The organism is Streptomyces sp. NPDC050549, assembly GCF_040655035.1.
Lineage (GTDB): Bacteria > Actinomycetota > Actinomycetes > Streptomycetales > Streptomycetaceae > Streptomyces.
Window position 1 is genome coordinate 53357 of sequence record NZ_JBFAJD010000021.1, and the last position, 19115, is coordinate 72471.

The 19115-nt window shown below is 68.8% G+C and carries 12 protein-coding genes and 1 pseudogene; 8 read left to right on the top strand and 5 right to left on the bottom strand.

From position 1 onward, the window contains the following. Positions 1-14 precede the first annotated feature (14 nt). Positions 15-785 carry a phytanoyl-CoA dioxygenase family protein gene (locus tag AB0I51_RS28020; protein WP_362979712.1) on the bottom strand — a complete coding sequence of 257 codons (771 nt, stop codon included), beginning with the start codon at positions 783-785 and terminating at the stop codon, positions 15-17. Positions 786-1062: 277 nt separating this feature from the next. On the opposite strand from AB0I51_RS28020, the gene AB0I51_RS28025 reads away from it, so the two are divergent. Continuing rightward, positions 1063-1884 carry a methyltransferase gene (locus AB0I51_RS28025; protein WP_362979871.1) on the top strand — a complete coding sequence of 274 codons (822 nt, stop codon included), beginning with the start codon at positions 1063-1065 and terminating at the stop codon, positions 1882-1884. Between the two features lie 102 nt (positions 1885-1986). Then, the gene (locus AB0I51_RS28030) at positions 1987-2691 is read left to right on the top strand and encodes an SDR family oxidoreductase (protein ID WP_362979714.1); all 705 of its coding nucleotides are present in this window, start codon (positions 1987-1989) and stop codon (positions 2689-2691) included. Between the two features lie 94 nt (positions 2692-2785). Here the strand turns inward: AB0I51_RS28030 and AB0I51_RS28035 are convergent, their stop codons facing one another. Further along, positions 2786-3478, bottom strand: a complete 693-nt coding sequence (locus AB0I51_RS28035) for a glycoside hydrolase family 75 protein (RefSeq protein ID WP_362979716.1) — start codon at positions 3476-3478, stop codon at positions 2786-2788. Between the two features lie 146 nt (positions 3479-3624). Next, positions 3625-4461 carry an aldo/keto reductase gene (locus tag AB0I51_RS28040; protein WP_362979718.1) on the bottom strand — a complete coding sequence of 279 codons (837 nt, stop codon included), beginning with the start codon at positions 4459-4461 and terminating at the stop codon, positions 3625-3627. Positions 4462-5047: 586 nt separating this feature from the next. Between AB0I51_RS28040 and AB0I51_RS28045 the strand changes: the two genes are divergently transcribed. The 4 genes from AB0I51_RS28045 to AB0I51_RS28060 are packed head-to-tail and all read left to right on the top strand — an operon-like array spanning position 5048 to position 13603. Next, positions 5048-6223, top strand: a complete 1176-nt coding sequence (locus AB0I51_RS28045) for a glycoside hydrolase family 88 protein (protein ID WP_362979720.1) — start codon at positions 5048-5050, stop codon at positions 6221-6223. A 4-nt stretch (positions 6224-6227) separates the two neighbouring features. Next, the gene (locus tag AB0I51_RS28050; RefSeq protein ID WP_362979722.1) at positions 6228-7013 is read left to right on the top strand and encodes a Tat pathway signal sequence domain protein; all 786 of its coding nucleotides are present in this window, start codon (positions 6228-6230) and stop codon (positions 7011-7013) included. 36 nt (positions 7014-7049) lie between these two features. After that, positions 7050-11573 (top strand): glycosyl hydrolase family 28 protein, encoded by a 4524-nt coding sequence (locus AB0I51_RS28055; protein WP_362979724.1) that lies wholly within the window; start codon positions 7050-7052, stop codon positions 11571-11573. Then, a complete protein-coding gene (locus AB0I51_RS28060) occupies positions 11570-13603 on the top strand; it encodes a PQQ-dependent sugar dehydrogenase (protein WP_362979726.1) in 2034 nt (677 codons plus the stop codon). The genes AB0I51_RS28055 and AB0I51_RS28060 overlap by 4 nt, the downstream gene beginning before the upstream one ends. A 12-nt stretch (positions 13604-13615) precedes the next feature. Here AB0I51_RS28060 and AB0I51_RS28065 read toward each other — a convergent pair whose 3' ends face one another. Continuing rightward, positions 13616-15442, bottom strand: a complete 1827-nt coding sequence (locus AB0I51_RS28065; protein WP_362979728.1) for a long-chain fatty acid--CoA ligase — start codon at positions 15440-15442, stop codon at positions 13616-13618. 428 nt (positions 15443-15870) lie between these two features. Here AB0I51_RS28065 and AB0I51_RS28070 point away from each other — a divergent pair. Together AB0I51_RS28070 and AB0I51_RS28075 are read left to right on the top strand one after the other, a co-directional pair. After that, a pseudogene (locus AB0I51_RS28070) lies at positions 15871-16646 on the top strand (Lrp/AsnC family transcriptional regulator); the annotation flags it as partial. A gap of 235 nt (positions 16647-16881) precedes the next feature. Further along, on the top strand, positions 16882-18027 hold the full coding sequence (locus AB0I51_RS28075; RefSeq protein WP_362979730.1) for a DUF3500 domain-containing protein: 1146 nt from the start codon (positions 16882-16884) through the stop codon (positions 18025-18027). A 150-nt stretch (positions 18028-18177) separates the two neighbouring features. On the opposite strand, the gene AB0I51_RS28080 is transcribed toward AB0I51_RS28075, so the two are convergent. Continuing rightward, the gene (locus tag AB0I51_RS28080) at positions 18178-19047 is read right to left on the bottom strand and encodes a LysR substrate-binding domain-containing protein (RefSeq protein ID WP_362979873.1); all 870 of its coding nucleotides are present in this window, start codon (positions 19045-19047) and stop codon (positions 18178-18180) included. Between the last annotated feature and the right edge of the window lie 68 nt (positions 19048-19115).

The window sequence follows — 19115 nt, forward strand, 5'->3', positions numbered from 1 at the left end:
CAAGGGCGCGGGGGTCAGCCCTGCCCGCCCAGCCCCCGGCGGATCGCGAACTCCACCGCCGAGTAGTCGCCGTCAGGACGTTCCAGCTCGAAGGGGACCGCCGGATCCAGCGGTGGCTGCGCCAGGAAACGCGGCCGGGTGCCGTGGTTCGGCTGGGCGGCATGGACCAGGAAGGGATGGCACAGGTACACGTCACCGGGGCTGCCGGTGGCGTACGCGAGCGGGCGGTGGGCGGTGGCCTCGACCAGTTGCGGGGCGATCCGCAGACCGGACACCCCCGCCTCGCCGTACGGTTCCAGGAGTGGCGGGACGTCGAGGTGCGAGCCGACGCGGATGCGGGTCGGGGCGTTGTCCTCGGTCACCTCGCTGAACAGGAACAGCATCAGCAGCGCCCGGTCCCGCGAGCGCAGGTTGGCGAACGGCCAGGTCTCGCCCTCGGGGGTGTAGCTCCCGTCGATGTGCCAGCCGGCGTCGTCGGGTTCGTCCTCGTGCGGGAAGCGCAGCGGGAAGGCGCCGAGGCCGTAGCGCGTCGCCCAGCGTCCCTCGCCCACCAGGAGGTCGAACGCCTCGTGCAGGGCGGGGGAGTTGGCGGCCGCGGCGAACGGGCCCTGGCCCATGCCCGGTACCCAGACCACGGGGTCCTTCCAGGTGCCCGGGTCGTCGGGGTCGTAGCCCGTCTCCCGCCACAGCAGTCGCGCGCAGTCGGCGGCGACACGCGGCGGGAAGGCGCCCTCGATCTTCACGAACCCGTCTTCGAGGAAGCGTTCCAGCAGCAGGTCGTCCATACGGGCATGCTCGGCGACCGACGGCCTCCGCCGCACCCCATTTTTTGCCGCTTCGGCAACGGAAGTGGCCGTCGGACGGTGCGTCGGCGCAGGCTGGCGGCACCCGGACGAGAGGCTGACCACCATGGCGCACGAGCACGATCACGACCACAGGCCCTGCCAGAACCCGGACCACCGGCACGACCACGAGCAGGACCACGGGCCCGGCGTGGGGCAGGACCACAAGCCCGGCCCGGGCTACCACCGCCACGACCACACCGACATCGACTGGGCCGTCATGGGCCCGCTCCTGGAGTCGCAGGCGGAGCTGTTCGCGCCGCTGTACGAGCGGGCCATGGCCTGGCTGGCGAAGGAGCGGACCGACCCGGGGCTGATCGTCGACGCGGGCAGCGGGCCGGGTGTGGTCGCGGGTCTGTTCGCGGAGACGTTTCCGGGCGCCCGGGTCGTGGCGGTGGACGGATCCGCACCACTCCTGGAGCGGGCCCGCGCCCGTGCCGAGCGGCTGGGCTTCGGTGACCGCTTCGGCACGCTGACCGGTGAACTGCCCGATGTCCTGGGGGAGTTGGAGTACCCGGCCGACCTGCTGTGGGCCAGCCGCAGCCTGCACCATCTCGGTGACCAGCGCGCCGGTCTCGCCGCGTTCGCGCAGCGGCTCGCCCCGGGTGGCACCCTCGCCGTCATGGAGGGCGGGCTGCCCTCCCGGTTCCTGCCGCGCGACTTCGGCATCGGCCGCCCGGGCCTGGAGGCGCGGATCGACGCGATCGAGGCCGAGTGGTTCGCGCAGATGCGCGCCGACCTCCCGGGCGCCGTCACCGAGACCGAGGACTGGTCCGCCCTGCTGACCTCGGCCGGACTGAAGTACACCGGCAGCCGCAGCTTCCTCCTCGACCTGCCCGCGCCGGCCCCGGACCGGGTCCGCGCCTATGTCGCGACCTGGCTGACCCGGGTCCGTGACGTCTACGGCGACGCCCTGGGCGCAGAGGACCGGGCCACCCTCGACCGGCTGGTCGACCCGCAGGACCCGGCCGGTGTGCACCGGCGTGCCGATGTGTTCGTGCTCGCCGCGCACACCGTGCACACGGCGGTGCGGCCCGTGTGAACGGCCCGTGATCTCGGCGGCTTGACTTCGGGAGTGCTCAAGGTGATGAACTGCCCTTCCCAAAATGCGGAGTTCACCGACCCACGGGGGGACCACATCACCATGAACGACAACTCTCATGTCGCGCTCATAACCGGCGGCGGCAGCGGGATCGGCGCGGCCGTCGCGAGACAACTCCTCAGTGCCGGCGGCCGGGTGGCCGTCACCGGCCGCAGCGAGCAGCGGCTGCACGCCTTCGCCGGTCAACTGGGACACCCCACGGGCCTGTTGACGATTCCCGGCAGTGCCTCCGAGTACGACCAGGTACAGGCTGCCGTCGAGACGACGCTGAAACAGTTCGGGCGGCTCGACGCGGTCGTCGCCAACGCCGGTGTCGCCACGCACGACTCGGTCGCCGAGGGCGACCCGGCCGGGTGGACCGAGATGGTGCTGACCAATGTCCTCGGGCCCGCCCTCCTGATCCGGGCGTCCGTCGACGCGCTGAAGCAGACGCACGGCCGGATCGTGCTGATCGGCAGCGTCGCCGGGTTCGTGCACACGCCCGGCAACATCTACGGCGCCACCAAGTGGGCGATGACCGGTCTTGCCGAGAACACCCGGCGCGAGGTCACGGAGTTCGGCATCGGGGTGACGCTGGTCGCCCCGGGCCGGGTGGAGACCCCGTTCTGGGACGGCAACGGCAGCCCGCCGCCCGGCCGTCTGCTGACCGCCGACCACATCGCCGACACGATCCTGTGGGCGATCCGCCAGCCCGCCGGTGTCGACATCAACACCGTGGTCGTACGGCCGATCGGCCAGCCCAACTGACACAGCCCGCTCAACTCGCCGACGAGCGAGGCCCGTTGCCGCGAACCGACCGATCGTGACAACGGGCTTCGTGGGAACGGGCCCCACCCGCACACTAGTTGTTCTGGAGGAACTGCTTCGCCAGCTGGTCGCCGAGCGAGACCGCCGCGCTGTGGCTCTCGATGGGAGAGACCGTCGAGTTCTTGAACAGGATGTACGTCACGCCGGAGTCGGCGCCGCCGGTCGCCGGGTCGGGGTCGATGCCGAGGGCGCTCGCGGTGGCGTAGGAGGCCTCGCCGATGATGTTGGTGGGGCCGGTGTCGCCGACGACGGCGTACTCGACCTTGTTGTTGTAGATCACGGCGACCACGCCGCCGCCCTTGATGCCGTAGCTGGAGTACTTCCAGATGCTGCTGGAGCTGGGCACCACGATGTAGGGCAGTGAATCCGCCTTCAGTGGCTGGCCGTTCGACTGGTGGAACGCCGTGTCGTCCTGGTACCAGGGGTCGGCGTTCTCGTTGCACTTCGAGGTGCGCTGGCCGTCGCAGTCGATGTCCATGTCGGCCTTCCAGAACACGGCGCCGTTCTTGCCGCAGACCGGGATGGTGGCCGAAGTCTCGTCGTCGGTGCGGTACTTGCCGTTCGATATCTGCGAGCAGGACGTCACCTTGGAGAGCAGATCGGCCGCGCTGACCGTGCCCTCCTGTGCCGACTTCGGGGTGGCGCCGGAGGCGCTCGCGGGGAGCACTCCGGCGGCGAGCAGGGCGGCACCTGACGCCGCGGCGAGGGTCAGTGTTCGGATGCGCACTGTGGGGGACCCTTCTGTTAGGAAAGTTTCCTTACCGGGTGCGCAACAAGGTGGCCCATAGGCATGCTCGCGTCAAGACCCTGGTCCGAACCAAGTGACGAGAAGCGCCCCGGAGTTGGACTCCGGGGCGCTTCGTACCGCTGGGTTCAGCCCACGTTGAACGTCGACGGATCGGGACCCAGTCGCCGGTCCTCGTTCAGCGCGCTGATCGCCGCGAGGTCCTCGGTGTCCAGGCTGAAGTCGAAGACCTCGATGTTCTCCTTGATCCGCGACGGCGTCACGGACTTGGGGATCACCACGTTGCCCAGCTGGATGTGCCAGCGCAGCACGATCTGGGCAGGGGTGCGGCCGTGCTTCTGTGCGATGGCGACGATCGCCGGAACCTCCAGCAGACCCCGGCCCGAACCGAGCGGCGACCAGGCCTCGGTCGCAATGCCCTGCTCCGCGTGGTACTCGCGCCCGGCCCGCTGCTGGAGCTGCGGGTGCAGCTCGATCTGGTCGACCGCCGGGATGACCGAGGTCTGGTCGATCAGCCGCTCCAGGTGGTCGGGTTCGAAGTTGGAGACGCCGATGGCGCGCACCCGGCCGTCCGCGTGCAGCTTCTCGAACGCCTTGTAGCTGTCGATGTACTTGTCCCGGGCCGGGGTGGGCCAGTGGATCAGATACAGATCCAGGTACTCAAGGCCGAGCTTCTCCAGGGACACGTCGAACGCGCGCAGGGTGGCGTCGTACCCGTGGTCGGTGTTCCAGAGCTTGGTGGTGACGAAGAGCTCCTCGCGCGGGACGCCGGAGGAGGTGATGGCCTTTCCGGTGCCCTCTTCGTTGCCGTAGATCGCAGCCGTGTCGATGCTGCGGTACCCGGCCTCCAGCGCCGTGGCCACCGCCCGCTCCGCCTCGTCGTCCGGCACCTGCCAGACGCCGAAGCCCAGCTGGGGCATCTCGACACCGTTGTTGAGGATGATCGGGGGGACCTTGCTGCTCACGAGCTCTCGATCCTTCAGTCGTCGGGTGGGTACTCCCCATCGTCAACGATCACGGGCCGTGGTGCATTCCTGACCGCGAAATCCGTCCGGACCGAGCGGCCGTCCGGTGTCGTCGGCCCGAGATTGGCGAGAAATGCATCCGACCTTATTCGGTCCGGACCATTGACCGCGGACCGTCATGCCGCGACGCTGAAGCACGCCACCGGACGTGTCCGTGAACGCGGTGCGTCCATGTGAACAACCCTGTGAACACCGGCACCTGTCTGGGCTTCGAGACCCTCACCCCTCAGGAGAGCAGGTTTGCGCGCATGAGCAGGACGCTGCCCGGGATCCTCCAGACGGAACATTGTATGCAGGAAACATCGGATGAAAAGGTGTGGTGAAGGCATCGTCCGCCACGGCCGCACGGCGCACGGACCGCTGATGGCCGGCGGGCGTTTCCGCGACCCGTTCAAACTGATCAGTCGGTCAAGAGCGATGGCGGCCGAGGCCGCGGCTCCATCGAGTCGACGGCCCCATGCACTCCGCCCGAGCGTGCCGAAGCCGCCGGGAGCGCCCGAACCGACCCCACTCGAAAGGAAGGAACATGAGACGCCGACGACTGCGAGCGGCCCTGACCGCGGCAGCCCTCGCCACCGTCAACCTGACCGGAGCGGCCCCGCCGCTCGAAACGGCGGTGGCGGCGAGCCGCCCGGCCGCCGCGCCCGACTGGTCCGTGGCCGTGGTCGACTCCACGACGGCCCGCTACACACCGAGCACCATCGGCGGCTGGTCCTACCCGGTCGGCCTCTACCTCTACGGCCAGTACCTGACGTACAGACGTACGCACGACGCCCGCTACCTGGCCTACATCAAGAGCTACGTCGACCGTTTCGTGAAGAGCGACGGCTCGATCGACCAGTCCTTCAACAGCCTCGACAGCATGCAGGCCGGCCGCCTCCTGGTGATCCTGCACCACGAGACCGGCCAGGACCGCTACCGCAAGGCGGCCAAGAAGATCCGCGACCGCCTCGACACCTACCCGCGCACGAGCGACGGCGGCTTCTGGCACGCCGACAGCAGCAGCCGCGCCCATCAACTCTGGGCGGACGGCGTCTACATGGTGAACCCGTTCCTCGTCGAGTACGGCCAGGAGTTCGGCGACAGCGCCTACACGAACGACGAGGCGTCCAAGCAGCTCTACGTCTACGGCAGCCATCTCCAGGTCGCGAACGGCCTGTTGAAGCACGCCTACGACGAATCGCGCACCGCGAGCTGGGCCGACCCCGGCACCGGACTCGCCCCGGAACACTGGTGCCGCGCGGTCGGCTGGTACGCGATGGCCATCACGAACGTCCTCGACGCACTCCCCGCCGACCATCCGCGGCGGCCCCAACTCCTCGCCATCTTCCGCCGGTTGGCGACCGGTCTGGAGAAGTACCAGGACCCGGCGACCGGCCGCTGGTTCCAGGTCGTGGACAAGGGCGCCCGCGGCGACAACTGGACCGAGACGTCCTGCTCCAGCATGTTCACCTACGCCCTCTCGCGCGGCGCCCAACAGGGCTATCTCGACCGGCACTTCGCCGACGTCGCCCGGCGCGGCTACGAGGGCGTCCTCGCGCGCCTCTCGGTCGGCACCGACGGCCGCACCGACCTCTCGGACATCTCCATCGGCACCAACGTCGGCGACTACGCGTACTACGTCGCCCGTACCCGGGCCGTGAACGACTTCCACGGCCTGGGCGCCTTTCTGATCATGAACGAACAACTGCGAGGTGATTAGTGTCATGAGCGCATCCAGAAGGGCGGTTCTCGGAGCCGCCCTCGGCGGAGCCGCCGGCGCGGCGGTCGGCCTGTCCGCCGCCACCTCCGCGCACGCCGCCTCCTGGCAGCAGAAGTGGGCGCCGACCGCGAGCGGCGACGGCCTCGGCGCCTTCGAGACCGTCGAGGACGACCGCGCCGACTCGCACCCGGCCGGGCACCCGCACATCTACGCCACCGGGAACGACTGGCGCTTCACCATGCATACGGTCGACCGCGACACGTCGACCGACCGGCAGCGCCAGGAGGTCACCGGCCTGCGCACCGGCAGCAGCTACCTCAAGTGGACCCAGGGGCAGACCTGGCGGCTCACGTACTCGATGTACATCCCCAGCTCCCTGAAGGCGACCACGACCTTCACGCACATCATGCAGATGAAGCAGCCCGGCAACGGCACCTCGCCGATCGTCGTCCAGTCGCTGCGACGCGTGAACGGCGTGCAGACCATCGAGCTGAACCTTCCCGTCGCCGGTGTCCTGGTCGGCCGTACCGACCTCGATCCGCTGCACGACCGCTGGACCGACGTCGACTTCCAGATCAAGGTCGGCAACGGCACGGCCGGTTCGGTCCGCTGGATCCTCAAGTCCGGTTCCACGACCGTGATCGACGAGTCGAGGACCGGCGTCGACACCTTCCTCGCCGACCGGGTCCGCCCCAAGTGGGGCATCTACCGCTCCCTGGGCGACACCTCCGGGTCCCTTCAGGACACCTACCTCCTGCTCACCGATCTCCGCGGCTACCAACTCGTGTGAGGAGCCCCTTCCGTGAAACCCCCCACGAAGTCCCGCATGAAACCTCCCATGTACAAACGGAGTTGGGCGGCGAGCGTGTTCTTCGCGTTCGCCGTCGTCCTCGGCCTCGCCCACCCCTCGGCCCTCGCGGCGGCACCTTCCGCGACGCCGAGCCGTCCCGCCGCCGTCTACGACGTCCGCGACTACGGTGCCAAGGGCGACGGTTCCGCCAACGACACCCCGGCCGTCAACAAGGCCATCACGGCGGCCAATTCGGCCGGCGGCGGCACGGTCCGGTTCCCCGCCGGCACCTACAAGTCCAAGAACACCATCCACATGAAGAGCAACGTGACGCTCCAGATCGACACCGGCGCCACGATCCAGGGCTCGTCCGCCGACACCTACGACGCCCCCGAGGCCAACCCGTACGACCAGTACCAGGACTACGGGCACAGTCACTTCCGCAACGCGATGATCTACGGCGACCGGCTCACGAACATCGGCTTCGTCGGCGGCGGGGTCATCGACGGGCTCGGCAACCTGATCACCGGCAACCCCAAGTCCGGCGAGGCCGACAAGATCCTGTCGCTGACGCGCTGCGACGGACTCCGGATCGGCGACGGGCTGACCCTGCGCCGGGGCGGCCACTTCGCCGCGCTGATCAACGGCTGCACGAACGTCACCTCGGACCGGCTGACCATCGACACCGCGAGCGACCGTGACGGCTGGAACATCATCTCCACGACGAACGTCACCGTCACCAATGCCGACATCAAGGCGAACGACGACGCGCTCGTCTTCAAGAGCGACTACGCGCTCGGCGCCAAACTCCCCAACGGCCATGTGCGCGTGAGCGATTCGTATCTGTCGGCCAAGTGCTGCAACGCGCTCATGTTCGGCTCCGAGACCTGCGGCGACTTCACGGACTACCAGTTCCAGAAGATCCGGATCGAGGGCGCCGACAAGTCCGGCCTCGGCATGGTCTCCATGGACGGCGCGAAGATCTCCGACGTCCACTACCGCGACATCACCATGACAGGCGTCCACTCACCGATCATGGAGAAGATCGGCACCCGAAAGCGCTGCGGCGACAGTCCGGGCGTCGGTTCGATCAGCGACGTCACCTACGACAACATCACCGCCACCGGCAACAGCCCCTCCTTCAGCCCGACCCTGTGGGGCGAGAACGGCCACCGCATCAGCGGGATCACCTTCACGAACGTCGACATCACCGTCCCCGGCGGCAACGGCACCATGTCCACCGGCGTGCCGAACAACGACCCCAAGGACTACAACCCGAAGGCCATCGGCACCCGGCCGGCCTACGGCTGGTATCTGCACGACGCCGACAACGTCCAATTCACCGACAGCTCGGTGAAGTTCGCGGCGAACGACGGCCGACCGGCGGTCATCGCGAACGCGGCGAGCGGCATCCGCTTCACCGGCTTCACCGCCCAGCGCGGCACCGACTCGCCCTACGACCTGGGCTTCCAGGACGTGAACGGCTACTGCGTCAGCGGCGCCGGCGCGCCACGCCTCTCCAGCACCGGCTCCACCGAGAACTGCGCGGCCACGCCCGTCCGCTCGCCCGGTGCCCCCGCCCGCCCGCTCGACCTGGAGAACCCCCGCCAGGACTTCCTCCGGGGCTCGGTCGGTGGCCTCTTCCTGCACTGGGGCCTGCGCACCGCGCCCGCCCACACCAGTTGCACCGCGTGGGAGAACGACGTCACGAACGGCGGCTGGACACCCGACTACTGGGTGAACGAGGCCCGGAAGCTGCATACGCAATACCTCGTACTGGCGACCTTCCACAGCCGCCTCGGCTACGCCCGCCCCTGGCCCTCGAAGATCCCCGGATCCTGCTCCACGAAGCGGGACTTCCTCGGCGAGTTGATCACCGCCGCGAAGGCCAAGGGCATGAAGGTCGTCCTCTACATGACCGACGACCCGCAGTGGCACGACGAGGGCGGCCACGAGTGGCTCGACTCGGCCGCCTACTCCGCCTACAAGGGCAAGAACGTCGACCTGACCACCCGCGACGGCTTCGGACAGTTCAGCTACGACAACTTCTTCGAGGTCATGGACCGCTATCCCGACCTCGGCGGCTTCTGGATCGACAACGACAACGCGTACTGGGAGAGCCACGACCTCTACCAGCAGATCTATCAGAAGCGCCCGAGCTACACGCTCAGCAACAACAACGAAGACACCCCGATCATGGACATGATCAGCAATGAGCAGAAGACGGGAATGTCGCCCGCATACGACTACCCGCAGGCTGTATACACCGCACAACCCCGCCTGACGGAAGCCGACTTCAAGCTCCCGTCGACCGGCGCCTGGTGGTACGACGGCTCCGACCCGTCCGTCGACCGCGCCCTCACCCTCGGCCGCCTCGTCACCAACACGGGCTCCTCGGTGAAGGCGCTGATGGCGGAGACCGCCCAGGTCAACGGCAAGTTCCCGGCCAACCAGGCTGCCTTCAACAACTTCGCGAACTCCTACCTCGACCCGATCTGGGAATCCCTGCACGGCACCGAGGGCGGCGGCTACATGTACGGCGGCCTCAAACCCGGCTTCTGGAACGACGGCGCCCACGGCGTCACCACGATCAGCCGGACCGACCCCGACCTCCAGTACATCCACGTCCTGACCCCGCCCGGCACCAGCACCCTGCGCGTCCGCGACAACGGCTACCGCATCGTCTCCGTCACCAACCTCCGTACCGGCGCGGCGATTTCGTGGTCCCAGTCCGGCGGAGTGCTCACGCTCACCGGGCTCGGCGGCTGGGACCCGTACGACACCGTCTTCAAGGTCACGACCGCCGGCCGCCAGGGCATCCTGTCCGGCGTCACCGTCAGCGCGAGCGCCTCGGCGAGCGGACACCCGGGATCGGCCGCCGGGGACGGGACTCACCTCACCTACTGGGACAACGACAAGACCCTGCCCGTCAACCTCACCTTCGACCTGGGCAGTTCGAAGAAGGTGCAGTACATCGGGCTCAACCAGCGCGAGGACTCCGTGGCCTACGCCCGCTCCGACACCGAGCAGTCGGCGCGGATCAAGGCGTACAAGGTGTTCCTCAGCAACGACGGCACCAACTGGGGGAGCGCGGTCAAGACCGGCGAGCTGCCAAGTCGCCGCGGAATCCAGGGCATTGACCTCACAGCCGCCAACGCCCGCCATGTCCGGCTCGAAGTCGACTCCACCTGGGCCGCCGCCACCGACACCACCCGCTACAAGCGGCTGCGGATCGACGAGGCCTGGATCGGCACGTCCTACGCGACGCCCGCGACCCTCACCCCCATGTCGGACAACGGCCAGTCCCTGCGCCCCGCCATGGGCTGGAGCAGCTGGAGCTACGTCCGCCGCACCCCCACCGAGGCGAAGATCAAGGCCCAGGCCGACGCCCTGGTGGCGAGCGGCCTCGACGACCACGGCTTCGTGTACGTCAACCTCGACGACTTCTGGCAGAAGTGCGACACCAACGGCTTCACCGTCGACTCCTACGGCCGCTGGGCCGTCGACCCGGCCAAGTTCCCGTCCGGGGTCAAGGAGTTGGCCGACTACATCCACTCCAAGGGACTCAAGTTCGGCTTCTACGTCACCCCGGGCATCGCCAAGAACGCGGTCACCGCCAACACCCCGATCGAGGGCACGCCGTACCACGCGAAGGACATCGCGGACACGACCAGGACCGAGAAGAACTACAACTGCAAGAACATGTACTACATCGACTACGGAAAGCCCGGCGCGCAGGAGTTCGTCGACTCGTGGGCGAAACAGTTCGCCTCCTGGGGCGTCGACCACCTGAAGATCGACGGCGTGGGCAGTGCCGACATCCCGGACGTCCAGGCCTGGGACAAGGCGCTACGGGCGACAGGTCGTCCCATCAACTTCGCGCTCTCCAACAACCTTCCGATCGCGGACGCCGCCACCTGGCGTCAGTACGCGAACAGTTGGCGCACCCAGGGCGACGTCGAGTGCTACTGCGGACCCGGCGCCAACGGCAGCGGCTATCCGCTCACCGACTGGTCGCACGTCTCCGCGCGCTTCAACACCGCCGCGTCCTGGCAGCCGTACGCCGGACCGGGCGGCTGGAACGACCTGGACTCGCTGGAGGTCGGCAACGGCGACCAGGTGGGTCTGACGGCCGACCAGCGCCGCTCGCACTTCACCCTGTGGGCGATGGCGGGCTCGCCCCTCCTGCTCGGCACCGACCTCACCCACCTCGACACCGTCGACAAGGCGATGCTCACCAACGACCGCCTCATCGGCGTCGACCAGGACGGCGTCGCCGCGAAACGCCTGGTGAACAGCGGTGTCAAACAGGTCTGGAGCAAGCGCGAGAGCGACGGCACCTACGTGGTCGCGCTGTTCAACACCGGTACGTCCGGCAGCGCGACGGTCTCCGTGAACTGGTCGCAGGTCGGCTTCACCGGCTCCGGTGACGTCACCGACCTCTGGTCCGGCTCCCACAAGGGCACGATCGCGGACTCGTACAGCGCGACGCTACGGCCGGGCGAGACCCGCCTGATCCGGGTGAACCCGGTCGACGACGGACTGAGGGGACAGTCATGAAACGCGACAGAATCCTGGCGTGGGGCCTCTCCCTGGCCCTCGCCGTGCCGCTCGCCGGTCTCACCGGCCCCGTCGCGCACGCCGCGAGCACCGACTACCAGGCCGAGGACGCCACCGTCGTCCAGGGCACCGTGGCCACCAACCACACCGGCTACACGGGCACCGGCTTCGTCGACTACACCAACGTGACCGGTTCCTACGTGGAGTTCACGGTGAGCGCCACCGCCACCGGCACCGCGTCGGTCGCGCTCCGCTACGCCAACGGCACCACCGCCGACCGCCCGTTGGACATCTCCGTCAACGGTACGGTCGTCGCGCCCGCTGTCTCCTTCCCGGCGACCGCCGACTGGAACACGTGGGCGACGAAGACCGTGAACGTTCCGCTGACGGCCGGCACCGAAAAAATCAGGGCGACCGCGACCACCGCGAACGGCGGCCCCAACCTCGACCGCATCGGTGTCGGCACCGCGACCGACGCACAGGCCCCGACCCGCCCGGGCCAGCCGAGTTGCCCGGACATCGGCGAGGACGGCCTCACACTGACCTGGGGCGCCTCGACCGACAACGTGGGCGTCACGGTGTACGACCTCTACGAGCACGGCAACAAGATCGGTGAGGCGCCCGGGAGTTCGACGAGCAAGGCCCTCACCGGGCTCGCCCCGAACACCACCTACGACCTCACCGTCATCGCCCGGGACGCGGCCGGGAACACCTCGCCCGCCAGCCCGGTCGTCGACTGCACGACGAAACCCAGCTCCGACACCACCCCGCCCACCGAGCCCGGTACTTTGTCGACCGCCGACATCACATCGAATACGGTCGACCTCACGTGGGGCGCATCCACCGACGACCGTGCGGTTATTGCATACGACATCCGCAGCGGGGACACCGTCTACAAGACGGTCACCACCGGCACCTCGACCACCCTCACCGGCCTCGCCTGCGACAGCCCGTACACACTCGACGTCGTCGCCCGTGACGCGGCCGGCAACCTCTCCGCGCCGAGCAACACCGTCACCTTCACCACGAAGGCCTGCGCGGGCGACGGCGGTGTCCCCTCGTCCGTCGCGACGCTCTCCACCGGCTGGACCATCCCGTGGGGCACCTACTGGATGCCCGACGGCCAGAGCGCGCTCGTCACCGAGCGGGACGACTTCCGGGTCTGGAAGACCACCAAGGACGGCACCCGGACCCAGGTCGGTACCGTGCCGAACGCGGTCACCACCAACGGCGAGGGCGGCCTCCTCGGCGTCGCCGTCGACCCGAAGTGGGCCACCAACCACTACGTCTACTTCATGCACACCGCGTCCGAGGGCAACCGCGTCGTCCGCATGACGTACAACGGCACCGCCCTCACCGACTACACGGTCCTCCTCCAGGGCATCAAGAAGAACCGTTACCACAACGGCGGTCGTCTCGCCTTCGGCCCCGACGGCTACCTCTACGTCTCCACCGGCGAGGCCCAGACCCCCGACCTCGCCCAGGACAAGACCTCCCTCAACGGCAAGATCCTGCGCATGACGACGGACGGAAAACCCGCCCCCGGCAACCCGTTCGGCAACTACGTCTACTCCTACGGCCATCGCAACCCGCAAGGCCTCGCCTTCGACCGCAACGGCCGTCTGTGGGAAGCGGAGTTCGGCAACAGCTCCAAGGACGAACTCAACCTCGTCAAACCGGGCGCGAACTACGGCTGGCCCACCTGCGAAGGGACGTGCGGCGTCGCCGGCATGACCAACCCCAAGGCCACCTGGAACGTCGACGAGGCCTCGCCCAGCGGCATCGCGATCGTCCGCAACGTCGTCTACATGGCGTCCCTGCGCGGCGAACGCCTGTGGCGCATCCCGGTCAACGGCGACACCGAGAGCGTCGGCACCCCGACGGCGTACTACGTCGGAACCTACGGCCGCCTGCGCACGGTCACCAAGGTCCCCGGCGCCGACCAGCTGTGGCTGTCGACCACCAACTGCGACAACAACGGCAACCAGCCGGCCGGCTCCGACAAGCTCTTCCGCGTCAACATCGGTTAGGAGAAGGGCAGTTCAGGCGCGGTACAGCGCCTCGACCTCATTGGCGTACGCATTCTCGATGGCCTTGCGCTTCAGCTTCAGGGACGGGGTCAGCAGGCCGTGCTCCTCGGTGAAGGGCTGGGCCAGTATGCGGAAGGTGCGGATCGACTCGGCCTGGGAGACCAGGGTGTTGGCGGCGACCACGGCGCGCCGCACCTCGGTCTCCAGGTCGGCGTCCCGCACCAGCTCGGCCGGCGTCATCCGGGGTTTGCCGCGCATGGTGAGCCAGTGCTCGACGGCCTCGTGGTCGAGGGTGACGAGGGCGGCGATGTAGGGGCGGTCGTTGCCGACGACGATGCACTGCGAGACCAGCGGATGGTCCCGCACCCGTTCCTCCAGAAGCCCCGGCGCGACGCTCTTGCCGCCGGAGGTCACCAGGATCTCCTTCTTCCGCCCGGTGATGGTGAGATAGCCGTCCTCGTCGAGGGAACCGAGGTCGCCGGTGGCGAGCCAGCCGTCGTGCAGGGTCTCGTCGGTCGCCTTCTGGTTGTTGAGGTAGCCCTGGAAGACGTTGGGGCCGTTGAGCCAGATCTCGCCGTCGTCCGCGATGTGCACGGTCACACCCGGGACGGCCTGGCCGACGGTGCCGTAGCGGGTGCGCTCGGGCGGGTTGGCGGTCGCGGCGGCCGTGGACTCGGTGAGGCCGTAGCCCTCGTAGATCTGCACGCCGGCCCCGGCGAAGAACAGTCCGAGACGGCGGTCCATGGCCGATCCGCCGGACATGGCGTTGCGGATCCGGCCGCCCATGGCGGCCCGCACCTTGGAGTAGACGAGTTTGTCGAAGAGCTGGTGCTGCATCCGCAGCCCGGCGGACGGGCCGGGGCCGATGCCCCAGGCCTTCTCCTCGATCGCGTCCGCGTACTTCACCGCGATCTCCACGGCCTTCTCGAACGGCCCCGACTTGCCGTCCTTCTCCGCCCTGCGGCGGGCCGCGTTGAAGACCTTCTCGAAGATGTACGGCACGGCGAGGATGAACGTCGGCCTGAACGCGACCAGGTCGGGCAGCAGGGCGGCGGCGTTCAGCTGCGGCTGGTGGCCGAAACGCACCCCGCCGCGGATCGCCGCGACCTCCACCATCCGCCCGAAGACATGCGCCAGCGGCAGGAACAGCAGGGTCGCCGCCTCGTCGCCCTTCTTCGAGTGGAAGACGGACTCCCAGCGGTCGATGACGGTGTCCGCCTCGTACATGAAGTTGCCGTGCGAGATGACACAGCCCTTGGGTCTGCCCGTGGTGCCCGAGGTGTAGATGATCGTCGCGGTCGAGTCCGGGGTGACGGCCTGCCGGTGCCGGTGCACCACCTCGTCCTCGATGTGCGCGCCGGCGTCGTAGAGCTCCTGCACGGCGCCCGTGTCCAGCTGCCACAGCTGGTGCAGCGCGGGCAGGCGGTCGATGACGGTGGCGATGGTCATCGCGTGGTCCTCGTGCTCGACCATGGCCGCCGAGACCTGCGCGTCGTGCAGCATCCAGAAGCACTGCTCGGCCGACGACGTGGGGTAGACCGGCACCACCTGGGCGCCGATCGTCCACAGCGCGAAGTCGAACAGCGTCCACTCGTAGCGGGTGCGGGACATGATCGCGACCCGGTCGCCGAAGCGGATGCCCCGGGCCAGCAGCCCCTTGGCGAGAGCGAGGACCTCGTCGCGGAACTCGGCGGCGGTCACGTCCCGCCACCGGTCCTGGTCGTCCTTGCGGCCGAGGGACACGTGGAGGGGGTCTTCCCGGGCGCGCTCGAACACGACGTCGGCCAGACCGCCCACCGGCGGCGCCAACGCCAACGGAGGGTTGGTGAACTCGCGCAAACCCCGCTCCCCGCTCTCGTCGACGCTCCCCACAGCGCGGTGAAAGCTACCCCACCGGGCGGAAGGGCGGGAGGGGGCCGGAAACCGAACGATGCTCACGTTCGTACTGGTCAGCGCCGGAAAATACGCTCACAAGGGGAAGGGTCGGACAGAAATCCTTACGGTTCCGTAGGTTTCGGCCCCGTAATCTCCACTGAATCTGTACGACCCGACTACCTCCGCCGTCCCCCCTGGTGCGACGTCACCCGGGCGACGCCGTCTCCTCCTCACTCAGCGTCCGCGCGGCCGATTCCGTCACTCCGCCCCGCTCCGCGCGGCCGGCCCCGACCAGTACGAGGACCAGCGCGCCCGCCGCCGTCCCGACGAACCCGGCCGTCACGAACGCCGAGTCGAGCCCCGACGCGAACGCGGCCCGCAGCGCGTGCTCGGAGAACGCCCCGCGCAGCGCCGACGCCCTCGCCAGGGACCCCGACACCGCGTGGATCGGCCTCGCCTCCGAAGGCACCGAGATCGTCTGCCTGACCCGCCCGCGCACCCCCGGCGACTACGACGACCTCCTGCTCGGCAAACTCCCGCGCACCCCCAGCGTCCTCGACATCCGCGCCCACCAGATGCTGCACCGCTTCTACGGCGGCCCCACGGGCTGGCTCCGCCGCTTCGAAGTGCTGGCGGACGACCAGATCGCCGCCCTGCTCCCCGAACCGGCGCCGGCACCGGGACCCGCCCGCATCGAACCGGACGACGAGGCCCTGATCGCCGTACTCGAACGCGACGGCCGCGCCACCTACCCCGAACGCCAGCGCGCCACCGGCCGCTCCGAGTCCGCCGTCAAGCGCCGCCTCGCCGCACTGATCGGCTCCGGAGCGGTGTGCATCGACATCGAGTACGACTCCGAGGTCTTCGGTACGCGCGTGCGGCCGTGCTGTGGATCACGGCGCCCCCCGCCTCGCTGCACTCGGTCGGCGAGGCACTGGCCACACACGACGAGATCGCCTGCGCGTCCGCGACGGCCGGCCCGTCCAACATCGTGGTGACGGCCGTGGTGAAGGACACGGCGGGGCTCTACGACTACCTCAGCGGACCCCTGGGCCGGCTCGACGGGGTGCGGCACGTGGAGGCGAGCCCGTTCCTGTGCAGGGTCAAACAGCTGACGTACCGGACGCCTCCTCTCAACTCGCCGTCAACTCGCGCTCCCTCAAAGTAAGTTCAAGATAAATCATGCGCTATACCAAGCACTCGGAGGCGTGAATCACAGTGTTCGGCGATCGAATGTGGCTCGTCCAAGCCGATGCCGCAGGGATTTCCCCCGAAGATCTTTTCCGGCGCCGGAAAAAATCATTGGAAGTCCTCAGGGCGAGACCTCTGAAAGGGATATCGAATTGAAGACCAAAAACGCTCACCGCAGGTCTCTGGGACGGCACAGGAAGGTGGTGGGCGCCTTGGCGGCGGCGACGGCACTCCTCGGCGGCGGGCTCTACGCCAACGCGAACGCCGCGTCCGTCCAGTCCGACCCGTCCAGCAGCGCCTCCGCGTCGGACCCCGGATCCCCGTCCCAGTCCAGCCCCGGGTCCACCTCCCCGTCCACTCCCGGATCCGCCCGCCCGTCCGCCGTCGTGCCCTCGAACTCCGCCGGGACCGGCACCTCCGTCTCGGACGTGGTCGACGCCGCCAACACCTTCCTCGACACCCTGGACGACGACCAACAGGCCGACGTACTCCTCGACTTCACCCAGGCCAACGCTGTCGCCTGGTCCAACCTCTCCTGCGGTGCGACCTGCCGGGTCGGCATCGAACTCGGCTCGCTCGGTGACACCCAACTCGCCGCCGCCAAGGCGGTGGTCGAGGCCGCCACGGGCACCGGCAGCGACACCGGATACGACCAGATCTCCCAGATCCTCGCGGCCGACGACGTCCTCGGCGAGACCGACAGCAGCTACAGCAGCGGCAACTACTACCTCGCCTTCCTCGGCACCCCGAGCACCACCGGCACCTGGCAACTCCACTTCGGCGGGCACCAGTTGGCCCTCAACCTCACCTACAAGGACGGCGAGGTCGTCGGCACCACCCCGTACTTCGCCGGCGGCGAACCCGTCAGCTGGACCGACGGCGACACCACCTACGCACCCCTGTCCGGGATGCACGACGGCCTGGTGTCGATGCTCGAAGGCCTGACCGACGACGAGCTGACCGAGGCGAAGCTCTCCGACACCACCACCGACGTCGTGCTCGGTCCGGCCGGCGACGGCGGCTTCCCCACCACCAAGGAAGGCATCGCGGGCAGCGAACTCACCGACGACCAGCAGCAGTTGATCCTCGACGCCATCACGCCCTGGGTCGAGGCCGCGGACGACACGACCGCCGCGTCCACCCTGAGCACCTACACGTCGGAACTCGACGACACCTACATCTCCTACTCCGGCACCACCGACCTGGACACCGCGGGCGACTACGTACGCATCGACGGACCCGGCGTCTGGATCGAGTTCTCGGTCGAGGACGGCGTGGTCGACACGAGCGAACTCGGCTACGACAGCGTCTACCGCGACCACGACACCGACTACGGAGGAGAGTTCTCTTTCTCCTGAACCGCATAACGGGCGGCGCTGCCCCTGACCGACAGCGCCGCCCGCTGTCGCGCATTCCCCCGGTCAGTAATTCTTGTGCCGTGTTTCTTCTTACCGTCGAGCAATTCGATATCGGTATCTCCCCGCAATGGAGCGCCGATAGTGCCGGTATTACGGACCGCGCCGATGCAGCCGATCCCCGCCCGCCAGAATCGCCGCCGCCAGTGCGTCCGCCGCCCCCTGTGCGGAAACCCGGCGCCGTCCGTGCACCAGCACGAAATCGACCTCGCCCAATTCCGGCAGGCCCGCCCGCTCCGGCACCCGCACAAGCCCCGGCGGCACCAGCCCCTCCGAGTGCGCCATGACCCCGAGTCCCGCCCGGGCGGCGGCGATCAGCCCGTTCAGACTGCCGCTCGTGCAGGCGATCCGCCAGGGCCGCCCCTGCCGCTCAAGTGCCTCCATGGCCAGCGCCCGGGTGATCCCCGGCGGCGGATAGACGATCAGCGGCACCGGGCGGTCCGCGTCCAGGCGCAGCCGCTCCGCACCGATCCACACCAGCTTGTCGTGCCAGACCAGTTCACCCCGGGGATCCTCGGCCCGCCGCTTCGCCAGCACCAGGTCCAGCTTCCCGGCCGCCAGCTGCTCGTGCAGCGTCCCGGACAGCTCCACCGTCAGCTCCAGGTCCACCTCGGGATGGTCGCGGCGGAAGCCCTCAAGGATCTCCGGCAGCCGGGTCAGGACGAAGTCCTCGGACGCCCCGAAGCGCAGCCGGCCGCGCAGCCGGGTGCCGGTGAAGAACGCCGACGCCTGCTCCTGCACCTCCAGGATCCGGCGCGCGAAACCCAGCATCGCCTCGCCGTCCTCCGTCAGCTCCACGGAGTGCGTGTCCCGGGTGAACAGCTGCCGTCCCGTCGCGTCCTCCAGCCGCCGCACATGCTGGCTCACCGTGGACTGGCGCAGCCCGAGCCGCCGCGCGGCCTGAGTGAAACTCAGCGTCTGGGACACCGCGAGGAAAGTCCGCAGGTGGGAGAGGTCGTACATGGCATACACCATGGCATACACCGTTCCGGTCATCGCGAAGCGTGATGGCAGTCAGAGCGGTATGACGG